This is a genomic window from Martinezella paranaensis (genome assembly GCF_014200235.1).
Classification (GTDB): domain Bacteria; phylum Pseudomonadota; class Alphaproteobacteria; order Rhizobiales; family Rhizobiaceae; genus Rhizobium; species Rhizobium paranaense.
In genome coordinates this window covers 267,872-286,842 of sequence record NZ_JACHBI010000001.1, presented here as the reverse complement: position 1 = coordinate 286,842, position 18,971 = coordinate 267,872, and the positions used below count along the sequence as shown (strand labels likewise).

General features: G+C 60.9%; 20 protein-coding genes. 14 read left to right on the top strand and 6 right to left on the bottom strand.

Features of this window, described 5'->3' with window-relative positions:
* Positions 1-55 precede the first annotated feature (55 nt).
* The gene (locus GGD50_RS01345; protein WP_107107229.1) at positions 56-505 is read left to right on the top strand and encodes an RT0821/Lpp0805 family surface protein; all 450 of its coding nucleotides are present in this window, start codon (positions 56-58) and stop codon (positions 503-505) included.
* Positions 506-521: 16 nt separating this feature from the next.
* Here GGD50_RS01345 and GGD50_RS01340 read toward each other — a convergent pair whose 3' ends face one another.
* Both GGD50_RS01340 and GGD50_RS01335 read right to left on the bottom strand, forming a co-directional pair.
* Entirely contained in the window at positions 522-2,042 is a 1,521-nt protein-coding gene (locus tag GGD50_RS01340; protein WP_107107228.1) for an HAL/PAL/TAL family ammonia-lyase, read from the bottom strand.
* A gap of 30 nt (positions 2,043-2,072) precedes the next feature.
* Entirely contained in the window at positions 2,073-3,077 is a 1,005-nt protein-coding gene (locus GGD50_RS01335) for an ornithine cyclodeaminase family protein (protein WP_107107227.1), read from the bottom strand.
* A gap of 355 nt (positions 3,078-3,432) precedes the next feature.
* Here GGD50_RS01335 and GGD50_RS01330 point away from each other — a divergent pair, with 355 nt between their 5' ends.
* From GGD50_RS01330 to GGD50_RS01320, 3 genes are all read left to right on the top strand, one after another.
* Positions 3,433-4,596 carry a DnaJ domain-containing protein gene (locus GGD50_RS01330; RefSeq protein ID WP_107107258.1) on the top strand — a complete coding sequence of 388 codons (1,164 nt, stop codon included), beginning with the start codon at positions 3,433-3,435 and terminating at the stop codon, positions 4,594-4,596.
* A 122-nt stretch (positions 4,597-4,718) separates the two neighbouring features.
* Positions 4,719-5,537 carry an enoyl-ACP reductase FabI gene (gene fabI / locus GGD50_RS01325; protein WP_107107226.1) on the top strand — a complete coding sequence of 273 codons (819 nt, stop codon included), beginning with the start codon at positions 4,719-4,721 and terminating at the stop codon, positions 5,535-5,537.
* 18 nt (positions 5,538-5,555) lie between these two features.
* Positions 5,556-6,152, top strand: a complete 597-nt coding sequence (locus tag GGD50_RS01320; protein ID WP_107107225.1) for a histidine phosphatase family protein — start codon at positions 5,556-5,558, stop codon at positions 6,150-6,152.
* Between the two features lie 15 nt (positions 6,153-6,167).
* Here the strand turns inward: GGD50_RS01320 and GGD50_RS01315 are convergent, their stop codons facing one another.
* Both GGD50_RS01315 and GGD50_RS01310 read right to left on the bottom strand, forming a co-directional pair.
* Positions 6,168-6,692 carry a hypothetical protein gene (locus GGD50_RS01315; RefSeq protein ID WP_107107224.1) on the bottom strand — a complete coding sequence of 175 codons (525 nt, stop codon included), beginning with the start codon at positions 6,690-6,692 and terminating at the stop codon, positions 6,168-6,170.
* Positions 6,693-6,871: 179 nt separating this feature from the next.
* Positions 6,872-7,132 (bottom strand): DUF1344 domain-containing protein, encoded by a 261-nt coding sequence (locus GGD50_RS01310; protein ID WP_107107223.1) that lies wholly within the window; start codon positions 7,130-7,132, stop codon positions 6,872-6,874.
* Positions 7,133-7,430: 298 nt separating this feature from the next.
* Between GGD50_RS01310 and aroC the strand changes: the two genes are divergently transcribed.
* Both aroC and ribB read left to right on the top strand, forming a co-directional pair.
* Positions 7,431-8,528 (top strand): chorismate synthase, encoded by a 1,098-nt coding sequence (gene aroC / locus GGD50_RS01305; protein ID WP_107107221.1) that lies wholly within the window; start codon positions 7,431-7,433, stop codon positions 8,526-8,528.
* 10 nt (positions 8,529-8,538) lie between these two features.
* Positions 8,539-9,642, top strand: coding sequence for a 3,4-dihydroxy-2-butanone-4-phosphate synthase (ribB, locus tag GGD50_RS01300; RefSeq protein ID WP_107107220.1), 1,104 nt, complete (start codon positions 8,539-8,541; stop codon positions 9,640-9,642).
* A gap of 122 nt (positions 9,643-9,764) precedes the next feature.
* Here ribB and GGD50_RS01295 read toward each other — a convergent pair whose 3' ends face one another.
* On the bottom strand, positions 9,765-10,955 hold the full coding sequence (locus tag GGD50_RS01295) for a winged helix-turn-helix domain-containing protein (RefSeq protein WP_107107257.1): 1,191 nt from the start codon (positions 10,953-10,955) through the stop codon (positions 9,765-9,767).
* Positions 10,956-11,063: 108 nt separating this feature from the next.
* On the opposite strand from GGD50_RS01295, the gene GGD50_RS01290 reads away from it, so the two are divergent.
* From GGD50_RS01290 to GGD50_RS01280, 3 genes are read left to right on the top strand one after another with little or no spacing between them, the layout of a single operon-like run.
* A complete protein-coding gene (locus GGD50_RS01290) occupies positions 11,064-11,741 on the top strand; it encodes an energy-coupling factor ABC transporter ATP-binding protein (RefSeq protein WP_107107219.1) in 678 nt (225 codons plus the stop codon).
* Positions 11,741-12,343, top strand: a complete 603-nt coding sequence (locus GGD50_RS01285) for an energy-coupling factor transporter transmembrane component T family protein (RefSeq protein WP_107107218.1) — start codon at positions 11,741-11,743, stop codon at positions 12,341-12,343. The genes GGD50_RS01290 and GGD50_RS01285 overlap by 1 nt, the downstream gene beginning before the upstream one ends.
* 28 nt (positions 12,344-12,371) lie before the next feature.
* Positions 12,372-12,935, top strand: a complete 564-nt coding sequence (locus GGD50_RS01280; protein WP_107107256.1) for a biotin transporter BioY — start codon at positions 12,372-12,374, stop codon at positions 12,933-12,935.
* A gap of 9 nt (positions 12,936-12,944) precedes the next feature.
* On the opposite strand, the gene GGD50_RS01275 is transcribed toward GGD50_RS01280, so the two are convergent.
* The gene (locus GGD50_RS01275; RefSeq protein ID WP_107107217.1) at positions 12,945-13,346 is read right to left on the bottom strand and encodes an acyl-CoA thioesterase; all 402 of its coding nucleotides are present in this window, start codon (positions 13,344-13,346) and stop codon (positions 12,945-12,947) included.
* A gap of 167 nt (positions 13,347-13,513) precedes the next feature.
* On the opposite strand from GGD50_RS01275, the gene GGD50_RS01270 reads away from it, so the two are divergent.
* The 5 genes from GGD50_RS01270 (at position 13,514) to ppk2 (ending at position 18,940) form a co-directional block, all read left to right on the top strand.
* Entirely contained in the window at positions 13,514-14,455 is a 942-nt protein-coding gene (locus tag GGD50_RS01270) for a histone deacetylase family protein (RefSeq protein WP_107107216.1), read from the top strand.
* A 2-nt stretch (positions 14,456-14,457) separates the two neighbouring features.
* Positions 14,458-14,709: an exodeoxyribonuclease VII small subunit gene (locus GGD50_RS01265; RefSeq protein WP_028750625.1), complete on the top strand. Its 252-nt coding sequence runs from the start codon at positions 14,458-14,460 to the stop codon at positions 14,707-14,709.
* A gap of 73 nt (positions 14,710-14,782) precedes the next feature.
* Complete coding sequence (locus GGD50_RS01260; RefSeq protein WP_107107215.1) at positions 14,783-15,706, top strand: pirin family protein; 924 nt, start codon at positions 14,783-14,785, stop codon at positions 15,704-15,706.
* 125 nt (positions 15,707-15,831) lie between these two features.
* The gene (gene dxs / locus GGD50_RS01255) at positions 15,832-17,748 is read left to right on the top strand and encodes a 1-deoxy-D-xylulose-5-phosphate synthase (protein WP_107107214.1); all 1,917 of its coding nucleotides are present in this window, start codon (positions 15,832-15,834) and stop codon (positions 17,746-17,748) included.
* A 271-nt stretch (positions 17,749-18,019) separates the two neighbouring features.
* A complete protein-coding gene (ppk2, locus tag GGD50_RS01250) occupies positions 18,020-18,940 on the top strand; it encodes a polyphosphate kinase 2 (protein WP_107107213.1) in 921 nt (306 codons plus the stop codon).
* The last annotated feature ends 31 nt before the right edge of the window (positions 18,941-18,971 follow it).

Here is an 18,971-nt window from a genome sequence, read left to right as displayed (position 1 = left end):
CAAATTCTCCGCATTTCCTAAAATCGCCAGCCCCAACACTGGCCAAGATACTCGGGTGGAAGTCATAGCAAAGTCGACGGTTCATACAAAGCGCAAGCTTGCAAAAGGCGCGACGATGGCGATTGCCATTCTCTCCCTTGGCGGCTGCGTCGGCGGCGGCATGGACATGCTGAGTTCGACGAAGGTGGATCGGAGCGTTTCAACCGGCACCATCCCGACTGCTCCTGTGACAACCGACAGCGTTTCCGACGAGACGACGGTGCGTAACGCGGTGACTTCGGCAGATCTCAACAAGTTGAACGGACGGTCCGTTCCTTGGGCGAACGCCTCGACGGGTAGCGCCGGCGTCATCGACACGATCGTTGAAAACAACGCCTCGGGACAGGTCTGCCGCCAGTTCCGCACCACTCGCCATTCCTATGACGGCATCGCCAACTTCTTCGGCAAGACCTGCCTCGTTGGCCAAGGCGAATGGCAATTGCTGAGTTTCCAGCAGGACGGCTGATAACCGTCTCTCTTTCTCATTTCATCGTCAAAAGCGGGCCGATCAGCGTGCCCGCCGCAATGCAATCGGCAAGCGCGTAGATATCGTTGCTGGGCGAACGGTCCACCTCGAGCGGCGGCACGATGGAGCGGATGACGGTAAATAGCGTCTCGGCCCTGTCGCCCAGCTTTATTGGACCACGCAGGTCGATGGCGCGGGCGGCTACGATCAGTTCGATCGCGGTGAGGTATCGTAGCTTCTCAACCAGCCGTCCGGTCTTGTCGATCACCGACATGGCAAGCGACGCATAGTCCTCCACACGATCGGCAACCGGCGTCACCGTAAAGGGCATGGGCATCGCCAGATGGCCGATCTCCGCCGTCAGCGCCGCGACGGTCTTTTGCAATGCGCCAAAACCGTTGGCGCCAGCACCTTCCGGTGCGAGGAAACGCGGCAGATCGGAAAAGCCCGGCGACAGCAGCTTCATGATCCGCTCGGCTGTCATGGCGGCAAGACGGGCGAGCGCGAGCGCCAACGTGTCGAAGGCCAGCACCATGTGGGTCGGATCGAAATTGCCCGTCGGCAGCACGACATCTTCATCGGCAAGAACCGATGGGTTGTCGTCACTGGAGTGCAGCTCGAGTTCGGTCGCCGACCACGCCGCTCTCAGCGCATGCAAGGCAGTGCCGGAGACCGATGGCACGCAGCGAAGGCTGAGCGGATCCTGAAGGCGCCGCGCGGCCCCTTGTTTCGTCAGATCGCCCCCTTCGAGCAGCGAGCGAACCGCCGCCGCGACATCGCCTTGTCCGGGGCCGGGCCGCAGGCGTATCGCCAGCGGGTCGAGCGGATCGAGGCTCGCGCGAAATCCTTCGTAGGACAGCGCTGCCGCACCGACATGCGCGTCGAAAATACGCCTGATGTCCTGCAGCAGCAGGCAGGCAAGGCCAACGGAAGCAGCGTTGGAAGAGATCAGCGACAATCCATCCTTAATACCGAAGGGCGGCTGTGCGAGCCCGGCGACCGCCAATGCTTCAGCGCCGGAGACCTCACGGCCGCCCGGCAGAATGGCTTTCCCCTCCCCGACCAATACCAGTGCAATATGTGCAAGCGGCGGAAGATCCGCCTCGCCGATCGAACCGGTCATCGGCACCTTCGGATGAACGGCGCAATTGAGCATGCCGGCAAGCGCTTGCGCCACCTCGGGCGAACCCCCCGAATAGCCTCGGCAGAAACGGGCCAAACGCGCCGCCATCATGGCGCGGACCTCGTCCGCTTCGGCAAAGCGCCCGACGCCGACGGCGCGGGGGCGTGGAATACGGTGTTGCCCTGAATCCTTCGTGGGATCGAGGCGCGTATCGACGGCCGCGCCCAAGCCGGTGCTAACCCCATAGATCGCCTTGCCCTCGCCGGCATGGCGGACGAGACAGGCATAGGCGGCTTCGATGCCGGCGAGCGCATCAGCACCGATTGTCACCTCTGCGCTGTCGCGGGCGATAGCGCAGATCGCATCGATATCCGCGCCGGACGCATCGAAGATCACCTTAGCGTCGGCACCCATCCGTCTGTCCATTTCTCAAACCGAACGTTTTCAGGCGAAGCGCAGGCGCTGGCCGATATTCATCCGCTTCGCCTTGTCGACCATGGCCGCGCCCAGCGCAACATCCGTGGTGCTGAGACCGCGATGCCAGAAGAGAATGGTCTCGTCGTCGCTCTCGCGGCCGGGCCGTGCGCCGCAGACGATCTGGCCGATTTCGGCATGCAGCGTCTCCGCCGTCACCTTGCCCTCATCGACATGCCGGCGCAATGCGCCATAGGGACGGCCGGGGCCGCATTGGCCCCAATCGTCGACGACAACCTTGTCCATGATGTCGGTCAGATCGAATTCCAACACGCTCATCGTGCCATAGGGAACGACGAAGGCGCCCTTCTTGACCCAGGCTGTCTTGAAGAGTGGCGTCGGCTCCGGCAGACGACTGGCCTCGACCATGATGTCGGCGTCCTTCAGGCAGTCTTCCCAATTGTCGGTGACGATGATCTTCTTGCCGAGATCCTTTTCCAGCCGGGCGGCGAAGGCGTCGCGGCTTTCCGGCCGGCGGGAATGGATACGGATTGCCTCGAAATCGAAGAGATGGTCGAGCAGGCGGACATTCCAATAGGCGGTGCCGCGCGCGCCGATATGGCCGAGCACCTTGCTGTCCTTGCGAGCCAGATGGCGAGCGCCGATGGCCGTGACCGCGCCGGTGCGCATATCGGTGATCGCCGTGGCGTCGATGATCGCCTTCGGCATGCCGGTGCGCGGATCGAAAAGGTTGAGCACCGCCATTTCAGAAGGAAGGCCCTGCTTGTAGTTATCGACGAAATCGCCAACCACTTTGACGCCGGCATAGTCGAGCGGCTTCACATAGCCGCGGAGCACGTTGAAATGGCCCTTGTCCGAACTTTCAGGCACGAGGTGCACGCGCGGTTCGATCACCGTTTCGCCACGTCCCTGTGCGTCGAGCGCCCTGCTGACGGCAGCGAGAATTTCGTCGTTGGTCAACGCCAGCGCCCTGGTATCGATGGCGTTCAGATAGTCGATCCAAATTTCCTGCATGGGATGCCCTGGCCTTCCGCTGGTCGCATGCTCGCGTCACTATGAAATGAGTTGTCTATACTTATTGTCAAGGCAAATCCCGCCTGGAAACCGTGCCGTTAGCTGGGCCGGGCGTGGCTTCCCAGGCGATATTTCGCATCAAAGTTTAGTGAACGGCTAACCATTGCGGTAGATCGAACCGTGCGGCCAGCCCGGCGTAACAACTGATTAGCAACTGCTCCCGCAGGATCACACCATATGCGCGTCAACCTTTCTTGCTTCCGGGGAGCGAAAGAGGCGGCGCGATCCATATGTTTTTCTTTCTTTTGGGGCGCCACAACGAGGCCGGGCACCCTTCAAAACGGTGGTTATGATGATGCGCGATCCTTACAAGGTGCTTGGCGTAAAGCGGGATGCCGGGGCGGACGAAATCAAGACGGCATGGCGCAGCCTGGCCAAGGCCGTGCATCCCGATCACAATATCGGCGATCCCACGGCAACGGAGCGTTTTGCCGAGATCGGCCGTGCCTATGAAACGCTGAAGGACCCGCAGAAGCGCAGCCGCTACGATCAGGTGGCGCGCATGGCCGAGGCGAAAGGCCAAAGCACCGAGCAGACCATCATGCAGCAGCGCCAGGCAGCCCGCGAAGCCGCGGAGCGCGCCAAGGCCGCACGCGCCAACGCCGAAAAGATTATGGAAGAACTCGCCCGCGCCAAGGCCCAGAAGGCGCAGAAGGCTGCCGCGGCCGCCAACCCACAGGCCGCCGGAAGCGAGTCACCCGAGGATATGGTCGAGCGCATTTTCGGCGCCAAGGCCGCCCGCGCCGCACCGAACCAGGCAGAGACTGCCGCCAGTGCCGCGGAGACGGAGAAGCAGCGCGAACAGAGCAGCGGCGAGACCGAAGAGACCTTTGCAGAGGAAGAGCAGCTTGCAACGGGGACCGGGCCGGCCGTCTTCCGCTCGCGCTTCGGCATTCTCGGCTCGCTTGTGCGTCGCATTACGGGCGGCAGCACTCAGGATAAGGCGCCGGAAAAGACGCCCGAGATCGCTGCCGAAGCGACTGTCACCCTCGAAGACATGCTGAAGGGAAACTGGATCACCGTACCGCTTTCCGACGGACGGGAAGCGCGCTTTCAGGCAACGACGGATATCAGCAACGGCCAGGTCGTGCATCTGAAGGGCCAGGGGCTGAAATTGCAGGGCATGCAGCGCGGCGATGTGGCGATCACCATCCATCTTTCCACCGACAGCCGCTTTACCCTCAATGGCCTCGACGTCCATACGACACTTCCCGTAACCATCGAAAATGCTGTGCTCGGTTATGAGACAATGGTCGAGGGATTGAACGGTCCGGTCAAGCTTACAGTCCCGCCCTGGTCCGGTTCGGATCAGGTCATCCGAATCTCCGATCAGGGACTGCCGGACGGGCACGGCGGAAAAGGCAATCTCGTGGTTGAATTGCGCTTAATGCTGTGGGAAAAACCGGACGACAAAGTTACCGATTTGATGCGCAGCATGCGCGAGGGGCTTTTTTTGTGAAATTTCAGTGACAACCGCACCCTTTGTTACGATCCCTAACAGTTGATGATCTTTCCAATGCTTGAACAGGGGATCGGCCTATGCCATAGGCAGGATCATTCGAAAGTTCAAGGGAGCAGAATATGGCTCAAGCCACTGGCCTCATGGCAGGCAAGCGCGGCGTCATCCTCGGCGTTGCAAACAACCGTTCCATAGCGTGGGGTATTGCCAAGGCCTGTTCCGAAGCCGGTGCCGAAATCGCGTTGACGTGGCAGGGCGACGCTTTGAAGAAGCGCGTCGAGCCGCTCGCCCAGGAGCTCGGCGCCTTCATGGCCGGCCATTGCGACGTTACGGAACTGGCAACGATCGATGCCGTCATCGACACGCTGGAAGCGAAATGGGGCAAGATCGATTTCGTCGTCCACGCCATTGCCTTCTCCGACAAGGATGAGCTGACCGGACGTTATGTCGACACCAGCCGCGATAATTTCGCGCGCACGATGGACATCTCCGTTTATTCGCTGATCGCCGTCGCCCAGCGCGCCGAGCGCATCATGAACGACGGCGGCTCGATCATCACGCTGACCTATTACGGTGCAGAGAAGGTCATGCCGAACTACAACGTCATGGGCGTTGCCAAGGCTGCTCTCGAAGCGAGTGTCCGCTACCTCTCCGTCGATCTCGGCGGCCGCGGCATTCGCGTCAACGCCATTTCCGCCGGCCCGATCAAGACGCTCGCCGCCGCCGGCATCGGCGACTTCCGCTACATCCTGAAATGGAATGAATATAACGCGCCGCTGAAGCGCACGGTTTCGATCGACGAAGTCGGCAACTCCGCGCTTTATCTGCTCTCCGATCTTTCCACGGCTGTCACCGGCGAAGTGCACCATGTCGATTCGGGTTATCATGCCATCGGCATGAAGGCCGTGGATGCGCCTGATATCGCCGTCGTCAAGGATTGATCAACAGGAAGCCTGACCGTGCCGCCTCTCTATGTGATACGCCACGGTCAGACGGACTGGAATGCCGAGCGCCGGCTGCAGGGGCAGAAGGATATCGATCTAAACGCTATCGGCCGCGCGCAGGCGCGGCAGAATGGCGTCGAGCTTGCTGAAATCCTCGCTTTCGAAAACCAGCCGTTCGACTTTGTCGCAAGCCCGCTCAGGCGCACCCGCGAGACCATGGAGATCGCGCGCGAAGCCATGGGCCTGCCGCCCAAGGACTATCGCACCGACGAGCGGCTGGTCGAAGTCTCCTTCGGCGCTTGGGAAGGTTTCACCCTTAAGGAATTGAAGGCGACCGAGGCCGATCGCCTCGCCGAGCGCAACGCCGGCAAGTGGGATTTCATCCCGCCCGGCGATGATGCAGAGAGCTACGAAATCCTCTCCTGGCGCGTCGGCTCCTGGCTGACTTCGGTCGATCGGCCGACCGTCTGCGTCACCCATGGCGGCGTCATCCGCTCCATGTTCCGGCTGATCGCCGATGTCTCGAAAGAGGATGCCGCTGAAGCGGAAATCCCGCAGGACCGCATCCTGAAGGTCGATCTGAGCTGGAAGACTATCGGCTGGCTGGAATAGGTCTTTGGTTCGAACCTATTTGGGATCGTCGATATCAGCAGTGGTGATGGCGTGCGATGTCAGCGTCCCGTTGGCTATCACCGCAACCGATGTCGCCCCTCCCGCCAAGCGCAGCCAGAATTCATAGTCCGCTGTCCGATCCCCAAAGGCCGAAGCTTCGTTGTCGGTGAGCCAACGCGCCAACTTCTCAGGTGTGGCGAAGGAAGGGGAGATCGGCGACCCCTCCGTCGTCGTCTCATACATCATGAGATGCGTGCATTCGTTGGCCGGCCAGACCGGCATGAAGTTTTTCGGATCGGGGCGTGGGCCAGCATAGTCGGCGAAAGATTTCTTTTCGCCCTCATAAGGTTTCCAACCGCCATTTCGAAGGTCTTCGACAAGCGGCCATTTTTCGGCGCGCTCGTCCCATCTTGCAACCGCCCCTGGGTAGTCCGCGAGCAAACAGCGTATGGTGCCGATCCAAGGCTCATCGGGCGCATCTTCGATTGTATATCGGGGATGCTCCCAGTTCGCCGGAACCCGTCTCACTTCCCGTCCCATCAAGTCGCCTCCTTGGACATTTTGGCAAGGGCGAAAATAGACTCTAACCGCGGTACTGTCTTGATGGGCGCCAGCCTACAACTCATTTGGGCACAACTTATTTGTGTCGTGCCAAATGACGAATTGAGGCCCTGCAACTCCTGAAAATGTTCGGCAGCGGGCAAGCCCGCAATCGACAATCAGTTGACGATATCGAGATCGTTGATGACGCGCTTGCCGTCGACCTCGGTATAGAAGACGACAACCTTCACGCCTGCCTTCAGACCAGTGAAATCGAAATCCTGGGGCGCCTGATAATTCTTGCCGTCGTCCAGCGTGATGCTGGAATTCTTCTCGTCGACCTTTTTGATCGTGGCCTCGACGTCGGCGCTTTCGGCAAAGCCGGCGACGGGGGCGAGGAGGCTTGCCGTGGCCAGGAGCGTCGCAACAAAGAAGCGCATCGGAGGACCCTTTTGATTTCATTATTGGTGCTGATTTGATTGGTCACAAGTAACGCTTTGAATATGGCGGAAGTTGCCCGCAACAATGGCTTTCGTCGCCCAATTGATGAATGTGTTTTCACAATCCACAGCATGGATTAATCTTCGTTTACCATAACAGGCGCTGGCAGGTTCCAGCCCGCGCGGCCACAACGGAAAGAAAGATTTGCCTCGGCAGCTTTTTGGCCTATGAGTGTGCCGCAATTCCAAGAGATAAAGGCGCGGCCGCCGCCGGGCCGCAGCAATCCGGTCGTTTCCCATGTCGTACAATACATTCGGTCATCTCTTCCGCGTCACCACCTGGGGCGAAAGCCATGGGCCGGCGCTCGGCTGCGTCGTCGATGGCTGCCCTCCAGGGCTGCGTTTCAAGCTCGAGGACATTCAGGTCTGGCTCGACAAGCGCAAGCCCGGTCAGTCGCGTTTCGTGACGCAGCGGCGCGAAGACGATCTCGTCAAGGTGCTGTCCGGCGTGATGCTGGATGAAGACGGCGAGACGATGATTTCAACGGGCACGCCGATCTCGATGCTGATCGAAAACACCGACCAGCGCTCCAAGGATTACGGCGAGATCGCGCGGCGCTATCGCCCCGGCCACGCCGATTATACCTATGATGTCAAATACGGCATCCGCGACTATCGCGGCGGCGGACGTTCATCTGCCCGCGAGACCGCAGCGCGCGTCGCTGCAGGGGGTATTGCCCGTCTCGTCGTGCCCGGCGTCACCGTGCGCGGCGCGCTGGTGCAGATCGGCAAGCATAAGATCAACCGCGCCAATTGGGATTGGGCACAGGTCGATCAGAACCCATTCTTCGCCCCGGATCCGGAAATCGTACCGGTCTGGGAGGAATATCTCGACGGCATCCGCAAGGCCGGCTCTTCGATCGGCGCCGTCGTCGAAGTCGTCGCCGAGGGTGTACCCGCCGGTCTCGGCGCACCGATCTATGGCAAGCTCGATCAGGATATCGCCTCGCTGCTGATGTCGATCAACGCCGTCAAGGGCGTCGAAATCGGTGAGGGCTTTGCTTCCGCTGAGCTGACCGGCGAGGAAAACGCCGATGCGATGCGCATGGGCAATGACGGCAACCGCATTTTCCTGTCCAACCATGCCGGCGGCATACTCGGCGGCATTTCCACCGGCGAGCCCATCGTCGCGCGCTTTGCCATCAAGCCGACCTCCTCGATCCTGACGGAACGCCAGTCCATCGACGCGGATGGCAACAATGTCGATGTGCGGACCAAGGGCCGCCACGACCCCTGCGTCGGCATCCGCGCCGTGCCGATCGGCGAGGCAATGGTGGCCTGCGCCGTTGCCGATCATTATCTCAGAGACCGTGGCCAGACCGGCCGGCTGAAATAAGGACGTTTTCATGCCCTATGACCAGAAGCGCGTCGTGGAAGCCATCCGAGCCTTCGAGGCCGGCGAGATCGTCGTTGTCATGGACGATAACGACCGTGAAAACGAGGGTGACCTGATCGTCGCCGCCGTCCATTGCACGCCCGAGAAGATGGCCTTCATCGTCCGCCACACGTCGGGCATCGTCTGCACGCCGATGCCGCGCGAGGAGGCGAAGCGCCTCAACCTCAACGCCATGGTGGCGGAAAACGATTCGGCACATACCACCGCATTTACCGTTTCGGTCGACTTCAAGCATGGCACGACCACAGGCATTTCCGCCGACGATCGCACGCTGACGGTGCGCAATCTCGCCAATCCGAATGTCGGCCCGACCGATTTCGTGCGTCCCGGCCATATCTTCCCGCTCGTCTCCCGCGAAGGCGGCGTGCTGATGCGCTCCGGCCATACGGAGGCCGCCGTCGACCTCTGCAGGCTCGCCGGCCTGCCACCAATCGGCGTCATCAGCGAGCTCGTCAATGACGACGGCACGGTGACGCGCGGCCAGCAGGTGGTGGAATTCGCAGAGCGGAACGGGCTGAAGCTCATCTCCGTCGCCGACCTCATCGCTTATCGCCAGCGCAAGGAAACACTGATCGAACTCGGCGACAGCTTCGATATCGAAACGCCGTTCGGCAAGGCGCGGGCGCATACCTATTCGCTGCCGTGGGACCCGATGCAGCATCTCGCCGTCGTCTTCGGCGACATCCGTGACGGCATCGACATTCCGGTGCGCCTGCATCCGGAAAGCGTGGCCGAAGACCTGTTCGGCAAGCGCCGCCCGGTCGATTTCTACATGAAGAAGATCGCCGATGAGGGCCGCGGCATCATCGTCTATCTCCGGGAAGGTTCCGTGGGCGTCGGCCATTTCGAAAATGGCCGCAAATCCCGCCAGGCCGGCCACGAGATCCATGCCGAGGCCCAGGCCCGCGACAGCGAATGGCTGGAAATCGGCCTCGGCGCGCAGATCCTGAAAGATCTCGGCGTCAGCTCGATCAAATTGCTCACCAGCCGCGAGCGGCACTATGTCGGCCTGGAAGGGTTCGGCATCAAAATCACCCAGACGGAGATTTGCTGATTTTCACCCTCCCCTTGAGGGGGAGGGTCGGAGCGAAGCTCCGGGGTGGGGTGATATCTCGCCGCACTCAGGGGCACCCCCACCCGCGCGTTCCGCGCGACCTCCCCCTCAAGGGGCGGTGACTAAGCTCGCCATCCCTCCAGAAATACCACCTTCTCGACCCCGGCGAATCGCGCCACCCTATCCAGCTCGGCTTCCAATTTTTCCAGCCGTCCGGCAGATGCCCGGACACCGGGCTCCAGCCATAGGCGTTTGACGTCCAGCGTACCCGCCTTGCGGTCGGCTTTCATATCGATCCGGCCGACCAGCCGGTCTCCTTCCAGAAGCGGGAAAACGTAATAGCCATATTCACGCTTCGGCTCCGGCACGAAGACCTCGATGCGGTAGAAAAAGCCGAAGAGGCGTTCGGTGCGGTTGCGGTCGCGTATCGTTGGATCGAAGGGGCTGAGCACGCGCATTCGAGCAGGTGCTTCGGGGAAGCTGTCGAGCGTAGACGGAAAATCGACGAAGGCGAAGGAAGGGCGTGGCTTGCCGTCCACGGCGGGCTCGATCAATATTTCCGTCAGTTCCGCGCGATGCGCCTCGACCCAGGCCTTTGCCTCCTGTGGCGTTACCAAATCCCAGAAGGCGCCGATTTCGCCTGATGTGGCGAATCCCAGGCGTTGCAGAGCGCTGCGGCAGGCCCAGTCGACGAATTCGTCATGGCCGACTTCGGGCGCATGGACATTTTCCGGCAATACGCGCTCGACCAGATCGTAGACCTTTTGGAAATTGGTGCGTCCAGCGATCGCGAATTTGCCGGTGCGCCAGAAATATTCGAGTGCCGTCTTGTTCGGATGCCAGTTCCACCAGCCGCCGGATGTATGATTTTCATCCTTGATCTCACGGGCCGTGATGGCGCCGTTTTTCAGGACGCGCTCATAGGTCTCGTCGAAAGCGGCTTCGAAACCCTCGCCCCGCCATTTGCGCCAGCGCTCGACGATCGCCAGTTCCTCGCGGCGAAACCGGTGCTTCCAATAAACGAAGAAGGCGCTCGGCAGGATGGAGGCATCATGCGTCCAGTTTTCGAACAGCGCGCCATCCTTTTCCAAGAGCTCGGTCAGATGCTCGCGCCGATAGGTCTGATTGCGGGAAAACAGAATCTGATGGTGCGCCCGCTCCACCGTCGAGATGCTGTCGACCTGCACGAAGCCGATATCGTGGATCAATTGCAACAGCCCCGCCTTGGTCAAGGCACGGTTCGGCGGATTGGAAAGTCCCTGCTTGGCGAGGAAGACGCGGCGAGCGTCGCGGTTTGAAAGCAGATTCGTCATGCATGGATCATAGGCATAAATTCCCATGCTTTCAAACGGGCGTTGATTTGATAATTCGCCGCGATGGGCTATAGGACCGCGATATCACAGAGGAACAGGGCCAGCAGCTTGGATATCCGCTTCGACAATGCCGGCGTGAATTTCGGCGCGCGGCTTGCGCTTTCGCCGCTCAGCCTAACGCTGAGCGAGCGGCGCATCGGCGTGATCGGGCTCAACGGTTCCGGCAAGACGACATTTGCACGGCTGATCAACGGGCTTGCCAAGCCGACGACCGGTCGGGTCACCGTCAACGGGCTCGACACCGTCACCGACGCCAAATCCGTGCTCGGCAAGGTCGGCTATATCTTCCAGTCGCCGCAGAACCAGATCATCCTGCCGATCATCCGCGACGATATCGCCTTCGGCCTCAAGGCGCGCGGCCTCGGCAAGAGCGACATCGAGGCGGCAGTGGATGGCATTCTCGATCGTTTCAACGTCCGCCACCTAGCGGAGCGACGGGCACACGAACTTTCCGGCGGCGAGCTGCAGATGGCGGCTCTCTGTTCGGTGCTCGTCACCGGCCCCGACATTCTCATCCTCGACGAACCGACCAATCAGCTCGATCTCAAGAACAGGGCTCTGGTGCAGACAACCATTGCCGGCCTGCCGGAACATGTCATCGTCATCAGCCATGACCTGCCGCTGGTAGAGGATTTCGACCGCGTGCTGCTGTTCGATCAAGGTCGCTTGATCGCCGACGCGCCACCGGCCGAGGCCATAGCCCGCTACAGGGAGTTGGCCGCCTGATGCAGACGCTGTACGTCGACGCCAGCACTTGGATGCACCGGATGGCGCCGCGCCTCAAGCTCGGCGCGCTGGTTGTCCTCGGCCTTCTCTTGTTCCTGACCGACAATCTCGCGCTGCTCGGCCTCGCCGTCGCCATCGGCGCCCTTCTTTTTTTCAGTACCGGTTTACCGGCGAGCGAAGCATTGAAGCGGCTGAGGCCGGTCATTCTCACCATTGTCGTGGTGGCGCTGTTCAGCCTGATCTTCAATCCCGTCCATGTCGCTGTCGTCACCGTGTTGCGGCTGACCGCGCTTATGCTTTTTGCAGCCGTGGTGACGGCGACGACGTCGATCGCCGCCTTCATCGACGAGATTACGGCGCTTGCTGCGCCATTGGAAAAGGCCGGACTGCTGAAGGCCGCCGATATTGGGCTTGCGGTCGGTCTCGTCGTGCGCTTCGTCCCGGAAATTCTCGACCGTTACCGCGCCATCCGAGAGGCGCATGAGGCGCGCGGGATCAAAATCCGTTTTACGACAGCGCTGGTGCCGCTGATCATCCTGACCCTGCGCGATGCCGATAATATTGCGGCTGCGATTGACGCCCGTGGCATTCGGCGGCATTGAAAAGACACTATTTTCGAATGGAGCCGTCATGACCACCCGCGACCTCGTCCTCTCTGCGCTTTTTGCCGCCATCATCGTGGCGCTCGGCCTGTTGCCGCCGATCTCGATCGGCATCATTCCGGTCCCGATCACTGCGCAGTCGCTCGGCGTGATGCTTGCGGGCGTGGTGCTCGGCGCGAAGCGTGGCGCAGTCGCGGTATTGATCGTCGTCGTGCTGGTGGCAATCGGCCTGCCGGTGCTATCGGGCGGCCGCGGTGGGCTTCCCGTCTTTGCCGGCCCGACGGCCGGCTTTTTCATCGGCTGGATCTTCGCCGCCTATGTCACCGGTTATCTCTCCGAGCGGCTGGTGAAAGGCGAGCAGACGGCCCTTGCCCAGGGCATCGGCTTCTTCATCGCTTCGGTGATCGGCGGCGTCGTGGTTCTCTACGCTTTCGGCATTGCCTGGCTCGCGATCGCGGCCAATCTTGGCTTCGCCAACGCGTTCAAAGGGTCGATGGGCTTCGTTCCCGGCGATCTCGTCAAGGCTGTTGTCGCCGCCCTCGTCGGCCGCGCTGTCATGGTTGGCTATCCCCTGCTGCCGCAGCGGAGCTGAGCCAAAAGGTCAATCCAGGTACTTATAGAGCCAGTCGCGGGTATCTTCGGGCAGCGGCACGGGATCGTGTTCCTCGCCGCGCACGGCGAGCCAGAGGATTTCCACCTCCGCAGCCAGCTCGTTGCCGGTTTCGACCAGAACCATGAAGCCAATCGACTTGCCGCCGATCTTGTTGACGCTGACCGAAAAGCGGGCGAGATCGTCATAACGTAGCGCCCGGTGCAGCGCGCATGACGCCTTGGTGGCGATGTAGACCGGCTCGTCGCTTACAAGTGGCCGCGCGCGCCAAAAATTCGACAACGCCGTTTCCGCCTGGGAAATGTAGGAGGCGATGAACATCTGCCCCTGCCTGTCGACATCGCGAGGCGGTATTCGCATCTCGATGACATCAGATCGTTCGATACCCATCATAACGCAAAACCTCGGCCGGCCCGGCTTGCACCTTAATGAAAGCTTAACATCGCCCCTCAAGAAGTAAACGGTTGGTAGCCCAACGTGGTTAAGATGGATTGTTGACATTATGGTGATACTGCCCATGTCCGGTAGCAGATGTCATATCTCGTCTGTAGATTGGTTTTATGAGCACACGTCTTTACGAGCACCCGATTTTTCTGGAACATCTTACCCCGCCGGGTCATCCGGAGAGGCCGGACCGGCTGCGGTCCCTGAATATCGCGCTGGAGCATCCGAACTTCGAGAGGCTGGACCGGCGCAAGGCGCCGCTCGCCAGTGAGGACGCCGTGCTGCTTGCCCATCCGGAAGAGCACCTGAGCTTTGTCCTGCGTTCGATCCCCGACGGGGGTGACGAGGACGAGATCAACCAGCTCGAAGCCGACACCTATGCCAGCCCGAAGACGTTGCAGGCGATCATGCATGGCGTCGGCGGCGCGATGGCGGCAGTCGATGATGTATTTTCCGGCGCGGCCGACAACGTCTTCGTCGCAGCCCGCCCGCCTGGCCACCACGCCGAGAAGAACAAGGCCATGGGCTTCTGCTTCTTCAACAATGTGGCGATCGCCGCCCGCCATGCGCAGAAAGCCCACGGAGCCGAGCGCGTTGCCATCGTCGACTGGGATGTGCATCACGGCAATGGCACGCAGGACATCTTCTGGGACGATCCCTCGGTGCTCTTCTGCTCCACGCACCAAATGCCGCTTTACCCCGGTACCGGCAAAAAGGACGAGCGCGGCACGCATAACACCATCGTCAACGCGCCGCTTTCGCCCAATACCGGCGGCGACCATTTCCGCGAGGCCTTCAAATCGCGTGTGCTGCCGGCGCTCGATGATTTCCGCCCCGACATCATCCTCATCTCGGCCGGCTTCGACGCCCATCATCGCGATCCCCTGGCGCAACTCAATCTCACCGGCGAGGATTTCGACTGGGCGACCGGGCGCATTCTGGAAATCGCCGACCGCAGCGCCAAGAACCGGGTCGTCAGCCTGCTCGAAGGCGGCTATGATCTGGAAGGCCTCGCCGAATCGGCTGGCCTGCACATTCTGCGCATGATGAAGGGTTGATGATGAGCGAAAGCGCCAAAGTGGATGTCTCCGGCTATTCCTTCGAAAAGGCTGTGGCGGAGCTCGAAAGCATCGTCGCGCGGCTGGAACGTGGCGACGTAGCGCTGGATGAATCCATCGCCATCTATGAGCGCGGCGAAGCGCTGAAGAAGCATTGCGAGACCCTGCTCTCGGCGGCGGAAAACCGCATCGAGAAGATCAGGCTCGACCGCGCCGGCAAGCCTCAGGGCACGGAGCCGCTGGACGGGCAATAGGGCTTACGCGCGCAAAATTTGAGTTTCCGACACATTGCCGTTAGGTTGTCTTCAACCGAATGGAGCGCTCGTCATGTCCTTCTTCCCTGGAAAAGATCCGCTGCCCGGCGATGCCTTCGCCTGCGACGCGATCGAGCATCTCATCATTCCGCGCACCAGCGATCTCGGCGGCTTCTTCGTGCGACGCGCGCTTCCGAGCAGCCGGCGGCGGCTGGTGGGACCGTTCATCTTTTTCGATCGCATGGGTCCGGCGGTGCTGCGGCCCGGCGAAGCGTTGGATGTCAGGCCGCATCCGCATATCGGCCTGTCGACCGTCACCTATCTCTTCGACGGCGAAATCCGCCACATGGATAGTCTCGGGACAGAAAAAGTCATTCGCCCCGGCGATATCAACCTGATGACGGCCGGGCGTGGCATCGTGCATTCCGAGCGCACGCCGGACAATCTGCGCGGCCATCCGCTGGCGATGTCCGGCCTGCAGACCTGGCTTGCCCTGCCGGACGACAAGGAAGAGATCGATCCGGCCTTTACCCATACGGAAATGAGCGATCTGCCGCTGATCAACGACGGCGGTGCGACGGGCCGCGTGGTCATCGGCAGTTTCGAGGGCGTGACGTCGCCGGTCAAAGTCTTCTCCGATACGCTCTATGTCGATCTTCAGCTTCAGCCTGGCGTGAAATTCCCCTTCGGCGCGGGACATGAGGAACGTGCGGTCTATATTCTCTCCGGCTCGCTTGTCGTTGCAGGCGACCGTTTCGAGCAGGATCAGCTCCTTGTCTTCCGTCCCGGCGACGCGATTGCCTTAGAGGCGACTGAAAAAGGCTGTCATCTTATGCTTTTTGGTGGTGCGGCGCTCAATTCGAAACGCTATATCTGGTGGAATTTCGTGTCTTCTTCCAAGGAGCGCATCGAAAAGGCCAAGGAAGAATGGCGCACCGGGCGTTTCGACATCGTGCCGGGAGACGAGGAAGAGTTTATTCCTTTGCCGGAAAGCTAACGGGTTCATAACAATGCCAAATGTTTCTTGTTCAGGCAGTCCTTGAATTCGTCGCCTTCTGACGCAATCTGTTTTGACATAAAGGCGGGCCGCCGCCCAAGAATATCAAGAAAGAGGCTTCAGCCTTGACACACATGCCAGAGACGCCCCTGCTGGACCAGGTCCACTATCCTTCCGACCTGCGAAAGCTGGAGGACCGGGATTTGCCGCAACTCGCCAGCGAGCTCCGCGAGGAGATGATCGACGCGGTATCGCGCACGGGTGGACATCTCGGTGCCGGCCTCGGCGTCGTCGAACTCACCATCGCCATCCACAACGTCTTTGATACGCCGAACGACCGTCTGATCTTCGATGTCGGCCATCAGTGTTATCCGCACAAGATCCTGACCGGCCGCCGCGACCGCATCCGCACGCTGCGCCAGGAGGACGGACTTTCCGGCTTCACCCGTCGCGCAGAGAGCGAATACGATCCCTTCGGTGCGGCACATTCCTCGACGTCGATCTCCGCCGGTCTCGGCATGGCGGTTGCCGCCGAACTCGACAAGAGCGACCGCCGCGTCATTGCGATCATCGGCGACGGCGCGATGTCGGCTGGGATGGCCTATGAGGCGCTGAACAATGCCGGTGCCCTCGACGCCCGGCTGATCGTCATCCTCAACGACAACGACATGTCGATCGCTCCGCCGACCGGGGCCATGAGCGCCTATCTCGCGCGCCTTGCCTCCGGCCGCACCTATATGGGCTTCCGCGATTTCGGCAAGAAGCTGACCGCCTATCTCGGCAAGAATGTCGACCGCGCCATTACACGCGCCGTGGAGCATGCGCGGGGTTATGTCACCGGCGGGACGATGTTCGAGGAGATGGGTTTCTACCATATCGGCCCGATCGACGGTCATTCCTTCGACCATCTGCTTCCGGTGCTGCGCAATGTGCGGGACCATGCACAGGGGCCGGTGCTGATCCACGTGGTAACGCAAAAAGGCAAGGGCTATGCCCCTGCCGAAGCGGCGGCGGATAAATATCACGGCGTCAACAAGTTCGACGTCATCACGGGTGCACAGGCCAAGGTGAAGCCGAACGCACCGAGCTATACCAGTGTTTTCGCCGATGCCCTCGTGCAGGAAGCGATGCTGGACGATAAGATCGTCGGCATTACCGCCGCCATGCCGAACGGCACCGGCCTCGATAAGCTGCAGGAATTTTTCCCGACCCGCTGTTTTGACGTCGGTATCGCCGAGCAGCACGCCGTCACTTTCGCGGCCGGCCTCGCGGCCGAGGGTTTCAAGCCCTTCGCAGCTCTCTATTCGACCTTCCTGCAGCGCGCCTATGACCAGGTGGTGCACGATGTGGCGATCCAGGGCCTGCCGGTGCGCTTCCCGATCGACCGCGCCGGCTTTGTCGGCGCCGACGGACCGACGCATGCCGGCTCCTTCGATACCGCTTTCCTCGCCAGCCTGCCCGGCTTCGTGGTCATGGCCGCCGCCGACGAAGCAGAACTGAAGCATATGGTGCGCACGGCCGCAGCCTACGATCTCGGCCCGATCTCCTTCCGCTATCCGCGCGGCGAAGGCGTCGGCATCGAGCTGCCGGAACGCGGCGAAATTCTGCAGATCGGCAAGGGCCGCATCGTCAAGCAGGGGTCGAAAGTGGCGCTGCTATCCTTCGGCACGCGGCTCGCCGACAGCCTCGCCGCCGCCGAAGATCTCGATGCTGCCGGCCTGCCGACAACGGTTGCCGATGCTCGCTTCGCCAAGCCGTTGGACCACGACCTCATCCGCCAGCTTGCCAGCCATCACGAGGTGCTGATCACCATCGAGGAAGGCTCGGTCGGCGGCTTCGGCAGCCAGGTCATGCAGTTCCTCGCAACCGAAGGCCTGCTCGACAACGGCCTGAAGATCCGTACGCTGGTCATGCCCGATATCTGGATGGAACAAGCCAAGCCCGAAGTCATGAACGCCAAAGCCGGCCTCGACCGGGCCGGCATCATACAGACGGTGTTCAAGGCGCTGGGCCGCAGCCGGATGATCGAGGTCGCCGGATAAGCTCGGCTACCTCGCCATCAATCTACCGCTTGTCGGGGCGTCAAGCTTCCGGCACTTCATGTGACATACCTATTGGGGTTAGCCTGGGGCTTCTAGGCGCCCTATCTGGCGTTTGGCGTCCTTTACCCTTCGTCTCGCTGCAATCATTCATCCGACTGTCATGAACAAAGCGGAACTTGCAGCAATGCAGGGGCAGGCATGTTCGCGTTTTTTAAGAGCGATCATGCATTCGACTGCTATCATTAGCTGTCATAGAGAAGCGGAGAGAACCTTGAGCAATCCAGACAAAGAAAACGAGTATTCCGACTGGCTTGAAGCGGAATTGGCCGATACGCTAGATGAAGACTATGAGTTGGAACTCTCGGAACCGGCTCTCTCCGAAGAGATCCGAAAGATCTACCAGAAGGCGCATCCGGCTGCGATGCCGCGCATCGACTACTTCCGCGCCTTGCTGTCGCTGCAAGCCGAACTGATCAAGCTGCAGGATTGGGTGACCTATCACAAGGAGAAGGTCGTCGTGATCTTCGAGGGTCGAGATTCGGCGGGCAAAGGCGGGGCAATCAAGCGAATCACCCAAAGGCTCAATCCACGCGTTGCCAGGGTCGTCGCGCTACCGGCACCATCCGATCGTGAAAAGACCCAATGGTATTTCCAGCGCTACGTGCCCCATCTGCCGGCGGGCGGCGAGATCGTTCTCTTCGACCGGTCTTGGTACAATCGCTCCGGCGTCGAGCGCGTGATGGGCTTTGCGACGGAAGATCAAGTCCAGCAGTTCTTCCACGATGTGCCCGAGTTCGAACGCATGCTGGTTCGCTCCGGGATTCGGCTTGTCAAATACTGGTTTTCGATCACCGACGAAGAGCAACAGCTTCGCTTCCTCGTGCGCATCCACGATCCCTTGAAGCAGTGGAAGCTGTCGCCAATGGATCTGCAGTCCCGCGTGCGGTGGGAAGCCTATACGAAGGCCAAGGAAGAAACCTTCGCGCGCACCAACATTCCGGAAGCGCCCTGGCATATCGTCGAAGGCAACGACAAGAAGCGCGCCCGCCTCAACTGCATGGATCATCTGCTCAAGCAAATTCCCTATGAGGACGTGCCTCACGAGGACATCACGCTGCCGGAGCGTGTCTTCAACCCCGACTATGAGCGCAAGGTGCTGCCGCCGGAGCTTTATGTTCCGCCGAAATATTAAGGAACGGAGCGGGCCAAGGGGGGCATAGTCA

Excerpts from the sequence above, each read along its gene's own strand:
- GGD50_RS01340 (WP_107107228.1), bottom strand. The coding sequence starts at position 2,042 with ATGGGTGCCGACGCTAAGGTGATCTTCGATGCGTCCGGCGCGGATATC.
- fabI (WP_107107226.1), top strand. The coding sequence starts at position 4,719 with ATGGCTCAAGCCACTGGCCTCATGGCAGGCAAGCGCGGCGTCATCCTC.
- GGD50_RS01330 (WP_107107258.1), top strand. The coding sequence starts at position 3,433 with ATGCGCGATCCTTACAAGGTGCTTGGCGTAAAGCGGGATGCCGGGGCG.
- ribB (WP_107107220.1), top strand. The coding sequence starts at position 8,539 with ATGCCCTATGACCAGAAGCGCGTCGTGGAAGCCATCCGAGCCTTCGAG.
- GGD50_RS01315 (WP_107107224.1), bottom strand. The coding sequence starts at position 6,692 with ATGGGACGGGAAGTGAGACGGGTTCCGGCGAACTGGGAGCATCCCCGA.
- GGD50_RS01265 (WP_028750625.1), top strand. The coding sequence starts at position 14,458 with ATGAGCGAAAGCGCCAAAGTGGATGTCTCCGGCTATTCCTTCGAAAAG.
- GGD50_RS01310 (WP_107107223.1), bottom strand. The coding sequence starts at position 7,132 with ATGCGCTTCTTTGTTGCGACGCTCCTGGCCACGGCAAGCCTCCTCGCC.
- GGD50_RS01260 (WP_107107215.1), top strand. The coding sequence starts at position 14,783 with ATGTCCTTCTTCCCTGGAAAAGATCCGCTGCCCGGCGATGCCTTCGCC.
- GGD50_RS01280 (WP_107107256.1), top strand. The coding sequence starts at position 12,372 with ATGACCACCCGCGACCTCGTCCTCTCTGCGCTTTTTGCCGCCATCATC.
- GGD50_RS01335 (WP_107107227.1), bottom strand. The coding sequence starts at position 3,077 with ATGCAGGAAATTTGGATCGACTATCTGAACGCCATCGATACCAGGGCG.
- GGD50_RS01270 (WP_107107216.1), top strand. The coding sequence starts at position 13,514 with ATGAGCACACGTCTTTACGAGCACCCGATTTTTCTGGAACATCTTACC.
- aroC (WP_107107221.1), top strand. The coding sequence starts at position 7,431 with ATGTCGTACAATACATTCGGTCATCTCTTCCGCGTCACCACCTGGGGC.
- GGD50_RS01295 (WP_107107257.1), bottom strand. The coding sequence starts at position 10,955 with ATGACGAATCTGCTTTCAAACCGCGACGCTCGCCGCGTCTTCCTCGCC.
- GGD50_RS01275 (WP_107107217.1), bottom strand. The coding sequence starts at position 13,346 with ATGATGGGTATCGAACGATCTGATGTCATCGAGATGCGAATACCGCCT.
- GGD50_RS01285 (WP_107107218.1), top strand. The coding sequence starts at position 11,741 with ATGCAGACGCTGTACGTCGACGCCAGCACTTGGATGCACCGGATGGCG.